The sequence below is a fragment of the Streptomyces niveiscabiei genome (genome assembly GCF_001419795.1).
GTDB lineage: Bacteria > Actinomycetota > Actinomycetes > Streptomycetales > Streptomycetaceae > Streptomyces > Streptomyces niveiscabiei.
Genome location: NZ_LIRL01000101.1, coordinates 1 through 7,675, shown reverse-complemented (window position 1 = coordinate 7,675; position 7,675 = coordinate 1). Strand labels below are relative to the sequence as shown.

The following is a 7,675-nucleotide window of genomic DNA, read 5'->3' as shown; positions in this document are numbered from 1 at the left end:
GCACCCGCACCCCCATCTCCTCGGCGGCCGACAACGCCCCCACACAGGCGATGTCGTTGACGGCGAACACGGCGGTGGGCCGCTCGGCGCGGCTCAGCAGCCGCACGGTCGCCCGGTACCCGCCCTCCTCGGTCATGTCGCTCGCCTCGACGAGCCCGAGCCCCACGGGATCGACCCCGCGCGCACGCATGGCCGCCTCGTACCCCTCCCGCCGCAGCTCCCCCACGGCCCCGTACCCGGCGACATGTGCGATCCGCCGGTGCCCGAGCGACAGCAGGTGCTCGGTCGCGAGCCGCGCCCCCTTCTCGTCGTCGGCGGCGACGACGTCCACCCCGGCCGGCACCGCCTCCCGCGCACCGGCCACGACGACCGGCATACGGCCCGCCACGGCGTCGAGAGCGGTCCCCTCGGGGAAAGTCCCGACGACGACGAGTCCGTCCGTCTGAAGGGCCAGGAACGGGTCCGCGAGGTCCTGTCCGACCCGCCGGTTCAGCCGCGCGTCGGCGAGGAGCATGTGCAGCCCGCTCGCGTGCAGCAGCGAGTTGAGCCCGTCGAGCAGATCGACGTACCAGGGATTGCGCAGGTCGTTCAGCAGCACCCCGACCGTCCGCGTGCGCTGTTCGCTGAGGCTGCGCGCGGCGGCGTTGGGCCGGTAGCCGAGGTCGCGCATCGCCGCGAGCACGGCTTCGCGCTTCTCGGGCCGGACCTGGGGCGCGCCGCGCAGCACGAGGGAGACCAGCGACTTGGACACCCCGGCCCGGTCGGCGACGTCACGGATGGTGGGCGGTCTCATGCGTGGACCGTTCCATTCGCCCGACGCGTTGTCAAAGCCGCCGACAGGCCGGACCACATTCCCGCACCTCACCGCCGCCACCCCGTTGACAGCTCCGCCGCGTCGGCCTCAGGGTGGCCCGGACAGTCTGTGGACCGGTCCAAACAAAGGGGTTGCCGTGACCGACCTGGGTATCGCCGTCATCGGATTCGGCTGGATGGGCCGCGTCCACACACAGGCGTACGCGCGCGTACCGCACCACTTCCCCGGCCTGACCGTGCGCCCGCGCCTGGTGGCCGTCGCCGAGGAGGTCCCCGGGCGCGCGCGGGAGGCCGCCGACCGGTACGGGTTCGCCGCCGCCACCCGGGACTGGCGGGACATCGCCGACGACCCGCGCGTGCACGCGGTGAGCATCACCGCCCCGAACTTCCTGCACCGCGAGATCGGCGTGGCGATGGCCGAGGCCGGCAAGCACATCTGGATCGAGAAGCCGGTCGGGCTCACCTCGCGCGACGCGCGCGCGGTGGCCGACGCGGTCGCCGGGGCGGGCGTCCAGGGGACGGTCGGTTTCAACTACCGCAACGCACCGGCCGTCGAGAAGGCGCGGAACCTCATCGCCTCCGGCGCGCTCGGAAACGTCACCCACGCGCGCGTACGGCTCTTCAGCGACTACGCGGCCCACCCGGACGGCGCCCTCACCTGGCGGTACGAGCGCGAGCGCGGCGGCAGCGGGGTGCTGGGCGACCTCGCCTCGCACGGCGCCGACCTGGCGCGCTTCCTGCTGGGCGACATCGTCTCACTGACCGCCGACACGGCCGTGTTCGTCCCCGAGCGGGCGCGTCCCACGGGCGCGACGTCAGGGCACGCGCTCGCCTCGGGCGGCGTCCTCGGGCCCGTCGAGAACGAGGACTACGTCAGCTGCCTCCTGCGCTTCGCCTCGGGCGCGCGCGGGGTGCTCGAAGCGTGCCGGGTGTCCGTCGGCGAGCAGAACAACTACGGCTTCGAGATCCACGGCACGCAGGGCGCCGTCCTCTGGGACTTCCGCCGCATGAACGAGCTGCGCGTGAGCGTCGGTACGTCGTACCAGGACCAGCCCGTCAGCACGGTGTACGTCGGCCCCGGGGACGGCGAGTTCGCGGCGTTCCAGCCGGGGGCGGCGAACGCGATGGGGTACGACGATCTGAAGGTCATCGAGGCGTACCGTTTCCTCCGGTCGGTGGCGGAGGGGACGCCGTACGGCACGACCCTCGCGGATGCCGTGCGCAGTGCGACCGTCCTGGACGCGATGGCGCGGTCGGCGGAGAACCGGGGGTGGGTGGACGTGGAGCCGGACGACGACATGCGCCGATAATCCGACAAGAGCCAATCGGCCCTCCCTACAGATCGCCTACAGACCGCCGTTCACCTCCCCACCGGCATGTTGTACGGCGTCACGACCTGGATCGCCGACGCCACCACCGCCCCCGCCGGCGGCAGCGCCCCGTGCGCGCGCATCACCGTCTGGCACGCGTCCCGCATGTCCTGCCGCAGATCGTGATGCAGCACGGCGGAGATCCGCTGCTCCCGCAGCAGCCGCGTGTTGTCCTGGTCGAGGTCGTGCGCGACGAACACCGCGCACTCCCGCCCGAGGTCCGCGAACGCCCGGAGCGTCGCGTTGTTGCCGCCGCCGATGGAGTACACGGCGCGGATCTCCGCGTCCCGCTCCAGCGCGGCCCGCACCAGGTCGTACTGCGTCGCGTCCAGCCCCTGCCCCTCGGTGATCTCGACGAGCACGCGCGCGGGATGGCGTGCCCGCATCACGCTGCGGAACCCCATCTCGCGTTCCTCCTCGTTGCGGAACGACCCGCTGCTGATGCTGGTCAGGACGTTCCCGGGCCGTTCGCCGAGCCACTGCCCCATCAGGTAGGCGGCCGTGGCACCGGCGGCGCGGTTGTCGATGCCGACATAGGCCAGGCGCGCGCTCGCGGGCAGGTCGGTGACGAGGGTGACGACGGGGATGCCCGCGTCGACGAGGCGGCCGACGGCGTCGGTGACCTCGGGCGCGTCGGGGGCCTTGAGGATGACGCCCTGGGAGCCGCGCCGGGCGATGCGCTCCAGGGCGGTGACCGTCTCGCGCGCCGGGCCGGTCTCACGGAAGTGGAAACGGGAGCGCAGGACCGCCGGGTGCAGGGCGGGGAGTTCGGCCTCCAGGGCGGCGCGTACGGCCGTCGTGAACCGTTCCGGCGCCTGCATGACGATGTCCAGCATGAAGGTCCGCCCGACCAGCCGGACCTGCGTGCGCTGGCGGTCGAGGTCGGCGATGGCCCGCCGTACCTCCTGCTCGGTGGAGGCGCGCACGCCGCCGCGGCCGTTGAGGACGCGGTCGACGGTGGCCTCGCTGAGCCCCGCCTGGCGGGCGATCTCGCGGATCGGGAAGGGGTGGCCCACAGCTGACTCCTAAGACCTCACCGGCGCCGGTTCTTGAGGGGTTTTTGATGGCCTGCTGCCGGTTGTTCGAGGGGTTTGTGCTGACAAGAATGACAGAGCCGCAGTACCACGTGTCCCGAGTCGCCCTCCTGTGCACCGAAAGGACGAGGATGTCCTTCAGTTCCGAAGCTCCTGAGGCTCCTGAAGCTCCCGCGTCTGCCGCCTGGCTGACCGACCAGGACTGCGACCTGGACGCCTTCCGCGCGCTCGTCGAGCGCACCACCGACCTGGCCGACTACCCGCGCGCGCGTGCGGTCGAGGGCAACGTCCTCGTGTACGACAGCGAGGACCTCCCCGAGGGCCCCGAGCTGGTGCGCGCGTTCACCGACGGCCCCGGCGTCGTCCTGTTCCGCCGCGCCTTCCCCGACCTGGCCGTCGTCGACCGGCTGACCTCGGTGTTCGAGGCGCTCATCAACGAGCAGCGCGCGGCGGAGGCCCCCGCGGGCGACCACTTCGCGAAGCCGGGCGCCAACGAGCGCGTGTGGAACGCGCTGGAGAAGGCGGCCCTGTACGACCCGCCCGCGTTCGCCGACTACTACGCCAACCCCGTCGTCGCGCTGGTCTCCGGCGCCTGGCTGGGGCCCGGCTACCAGATCACCTCGCAGGTCAACGTCGTCAACCCGGGCGGGGCGGCGCAGACCGCGCACCGCGACTACCACCTGGGGTTCCTGTCGGCCGAGGCGGTCGCCGCGTACCCCGAGCACGTCCACCGCCTGTCGCCCGTCCTCACCCTCCAGGGCGCGGTCGCGCACTGCGACATGCCGGTGGAGTCGGGGCCGACGCTGTACCTGCCGTACTCGCAGAGATACACCCCCGGGTATCTGGCGTGGCACCGGCCGGAGTTCCAGGCGTACTTCAAGGAGCGGCACGTCCAGCTGCCGATGGGCAAGGGGGACGCGGTGTTCTTCAACCCGGCGGTGTTCCACGCGGCCGGCACCAACCGCACGCTCGACGTACGGCGGGTCGCGAACCTCCTCCAGGTGTCGTCGGCGTTCGGGCGGGCCATGGAGACCGTCGACCGGGAGGCGATCTCGAACGCCGTCTACCCGGCGCTCCTCCAGCACGCCGACGACCCGGCGTGGGTCGAGCGGGTGATCGCCGCGAGCGCCGAGGGCTACGCCTTCCCCACCAACCTCGACCGCGATCCCCCGGTCGACGGCATGGCCCCGCCCTCGCAGGCCGACGTCGTGCGGCGCGCGCTCGCCGAGGGCTGGACCACCCGTGCCCTGCGCGACGCGCTGCGCGCCGGTGCCGTACGGCGCGAGAGCTGAAAGGACCGGCATGACACTCCTCAAGGACAAGGTCGTCCTCGTCAACGGCGGCAGCCAGGGCGTGGGGGCGGCGATCGCACGGGCGGCCGTGCGCGAGGGCGCGCGGGTCGCGGTGACCGGCCGCCGCCCGGAGGCGGGCGAGGCGCTGGTGGCCGAGCTGGGGTCCGGCGCGCTGTACATCCGCGCCGACCTCGCCGACGCCGAGCAGGCCAAGGCCGCCGTGCGGACGGTCGTCGACACGTACGGCCGTATCGACTGCCTCGTCAACTCGGCGGGCCTCACCTCGCGCGGGACGCTCCTCGACACGACGCCCGAGCTGTTCGACGCGCACATCGCGGTCAACCTCAAGGGGCCGTTCTTCGCGATGCAGGCGGCCGTCGCCGACATGGTGTCGCGCGGCGAGCCGGGGACGGTCGTCAACATCATCACCTCGTCGGCGCACGGGGGTCAGCCGTTCCTCGCGCCGTACGTCGCCGCCAAGGCGGGGCTCGTCGGGCTCACCCGCAACGCCGCGCACGCGCACCGCTGGGACCGGGTCCGCATCAACGGGCTGAACATCGGCTGGACGGCCACGGAGGGCGAGGACGCGACCCAGCGGGCCTTCCACGGGGCCGAGGACGGGTGGCTCGCGGAGGCGTCCGCGAAGCTGCCGATGGGCAAGCTGGGCCAGCCCGACGAGATCGCCGACTTCGTGGTCCTGCTGCTGTCCGACCGGTCGGGCGTGGTGACCGGTTCGGTGATCGACTGGGACCAGAACGTGCTCGGCGGCCTCGACTAGACCTTCTTGTCATCTCTTCGCACCACCCCCTCTAGGAGCTGCACCCCCATGCGCATCGGAATCCTCGGCCTCGGCCGCATCGGCGCCTTCCACGCCGAGACCCTCTCCGGACTCGACGCCGTCGACTCCCTCGTCCTCACCGACCCGTTCGCCGATGCCGCGAAGGCCGCCGCCGAGAAGTTCGGCGGGGAGGTCGTCGACTCGCCCGAGGCGCTGCTCGCGGCGGGCGTGGACGGCATCGTCGTGGCCGCCGCGACCGACGCGCACCCGGCGCTGATCCGCGCGGGCGTCGAGGCGGGCATCCCCGTCTTCTGCGAGAAGCCGGTCGCGAAGACGATGGCCGAGGGGGTCGAGGTCCTCAAGGCCGTCCAGGGCAGCGGCGTACCCATCCAGATCGGTTACAACCGCCGTTTCGACGCCGGTTTCGTCGCGGCGCGCGCGGCCGTCCAGGCCGGTGAACTCGGCACCCTCCACACGGTCCGCTCCACGACCCTCGACCCGGCCCCGCCGCCCGCCGCGTACGTCGCCGGGTCCGGCGGCATCTTCCGCGACTGCTCCGTCCACGACTTCGACATCATCCGCTGGGTGACCGGCCGCGAGGTCACCGAGGTCTACGCCGTCGGCGGCAACCGGGGCGCCGACTACATCAAGGCCGCGAACGACGCCGACACGACGGGCGCGGTCCTCACCCTCGACGACGGCACCATCGCCGTCGTCTCCAACTCCCGCCACAACGGCCGCGGTTACGACGTCCGCATGGAGATCCACGGCTTCACCGACTCCATCGCGGTCGGCCTGGAGGACAAACTCCCCCTCCGCTCCGTGGAACCCGACGTCACCTTCCCCGCCGGCACCCCGCACGACTTCTTCATGGACCGCTTCACCGAGGCCTACCGCGCCGAACTGACCGCCTTCACCGAGGTCGTTGCGGGCACCCGCCCGTCCCCCTGCACGATCGAGGACGCCCTGGAAGCGGGCTGGATCGCGGACGCGTGCACACTGTCCCTGCACGAGCACCGCCCGGTGACGATCGCGGAGGTACGGGGGGCCTGAGGCGCGACACGCGAGGCGCCGTACGGCACGAACGCCTCCTCTGCCATCCTCTCCCCATGCCCACTCCCATCACCCCCGCCCGCCTCACCGACCTCCAGGAAGCCCTCGCCGACCACCCCCGCTACTGGGGCGAGCGTGACCTCCGCGCACTCCATCTCCGCGCCCTGGTCCAGGAGTTCCCGGAGACCTGCCTCGTGGCCCGCGCGGCGAACGGCATCCACGGCTACCTGCTCGGCTTCGTCACGCCGACAGGCACCGGGTACGTCCGTGTCGTCGCCGTGCGGGACGACGCGAGGGGGACAGGGCTCGGGCGGGCGCTGTACGGGGCGTTCAGCGAGGCGGCTCGGGCGCGAGGTGCCGTACGGCTGAAGGCGATCACCAGCACGGGCAACACGGGGTCGATCGCGTTCCACCGGGCGCTGGGGTTCGAGGTGGCGGTGGTCGAGGACTACAACGGACCCGGCGAGCCCATGGCCGTGTTCACGCGCCCGCTCTCCTGACCCGGGGAAGCCGCCGCAGCGCGAACACGCCGAGGGCGACGTGGAGCAACCCCGCCACGACGACCGCGACATGGAACCCGGCGACGAAGGCCGCCTTCGCGCCGGGCGCCAACCCGGGCGCGGAGTCGGAGAGTTCACCCTCCCCCTCAAGCCGGTACACGAACGCGGCCAGCGATCCGAGCAGGGCGATGCCGAGGGCGTTGCCGATCTCGTTGGCGGTCTCGGCGATCGCGGCTGCCGAGCCGGCGTGCGAGACGGGGACGGCGGCGACAGCCGTATCGGCGACGACGCTGAAGGAGATCCCGTACCCGACACCGGCGACGGCCGTGGCCGCCACGTACCACCCGAGGCCACCGCTCACCCCGGTGACGGCCAGCGTCAACACCCCTGCCGCGACGAGGAAGTGGCAGGCGACGAGCGCCGCCCGAGTCCCGATCCGGTGCACGACCCCCGGAGTGACGACACAGGTCACCGTCAGGACGACCGCCCCCGGGAGCGCGGTCAACGCCGCCTCCATGACGGTGAGTTCAAGAACCCGCTGAAGGTACACCCCGCCGAGATAGGCGGACGCGGACCACGCGGCCAGCGGCAGGAACCCGGTGACGGCGGCGACCGCGAAGACCCGGTCCCGGAACAGCCGGACGTCGATCAGCGGTTCGTCCAGGCGGAGTTGGCGCCGCACGAAGCTGACCAGAAGCAGGACGCCCACGGCTCCGGTGAACGCGCCGACCGCGTCCGGCCCTTCGGCGGCGAACCGCTTGACGGCATGGACGCTCAGCAGAATCCCGGCGGCGGACGTCACGACGCTCGGAAGATCCACGCGCCCGCCCCGCCC

At 72.5% G+C, this 7,675-nt stretch carries 8 protein-coding genes; 5 read left to right on the top strand and 3 right to left on the bottom strand.

The annotated features are described in order from the left end of the window. A partial coding sequence (locus AOK24_RS06040; RefSeq protein ID WP_055719012.1) for a LacI family DNA-binding transcriptional regulator occupies positions 1–793 on the bottom strand: 793 nt, incomplete at its 3' end. A 157-nt stretch (positions 794–950) separates the two neighbouring features. On the opposite strand from AOK24_RS06040, the gene AOK24_RS06035 reads away from it, so the two are divergent. Beyond that, the gene (locus tag AOK24_RS06035) at positions 951–2,123 is read left to right on the top strand and encodes a Gfo/Idh/MocA family protein (protein WP_079056691.1); all 1,173 of its coding nucleotides are present in this window, start codon (positions 951–953) and stop codon (positions 2,121–2,123) included. Positions 2,124–2,173: 50 nt separating this feature from the next. On the opposite strand, the gene AOK24_RS06030 is transcribed toward AOK24_RS06035, so the two are convergent. Next, positions 2,174–3,199: a LacI family DNA-binding transcriptional regulator gene (locus tag AOK24_RS06030; protein ID WP_055719011.1), complete on the bottom strand. Its 1,026-nt coding sequence runs from the start codon at positions 3,197–3,199 to the stop codon at positions 2,174–2,176. A gap of 149 nt (positions 3,200–3,348) precedes the next feature. Between AOK24_RS06030 and AOK24_RS06025 the strand changes: the two genes are divergently transcribed. The 4 genes from AOK24_RS06025 to AOK24_RS06010 are packed head-to-tail and all read left to right on the top strand — an operon-like array spanning position 3,349 to position 6,840. After that, positions 3,349–4,509, top strand: coding sequence for a phytanoyl-CoA dioxygenase family protein (locus AOK24_RS06025; RefSeq protein WP_055719010.1), 1,161 nt, complete (start codon positions 3,349–3,351; stop codon positions 4,507–4,509). A 10-nt stretch (positions 4,510–4,519) separates the two neighbouring features. Beyond that, positions 4,520–5,287: an SDR family oxidoreductase gene (locus tag AOK24_RS06020; protein WP_055719009.1), complete on the top strand. Its 768-nt coding sequence runs from the start codon at positions 4,520–4,522 to the stop codon at positions 5,285–5,287. A 48-nt stretch (positions 5,288–5,335) separates the two neighbouring features. Then, positions 5,336–6,340, top strand: coding sequence for a Gfo/Idh/MocA family protein (locus AOK24_RS06015; RefSeq protein WP_055719008.1), 1,005 nt, complete (start codon positions 5,336–5,338; stop codon positions 6,338–6,340). A gap of 56 nt (positions 6,341–6,396) precedes the next feature. Then, entirely contained in the window at positions 6,397–6,840 is a 444-nt protein-coding gene (locus AOK24_RS06010) for a GNAT family N-acetyltransferase (protein WP_055719007.1), read from the top strand. Here the strand turns inward: AOK24_RS06010 and AOK24_RS06005 are convergent. Then, the coding region (locus tag AOK24_RS06005) for an MFS transporter (protein WP_159051800.1) at positions 6,821–7,675 on the bottom strand (855 nt) is incomplete at its 5' end. The genes AOK24_RS06010 and AOK24_RS06005 overlap by 20 nt on opposite strands.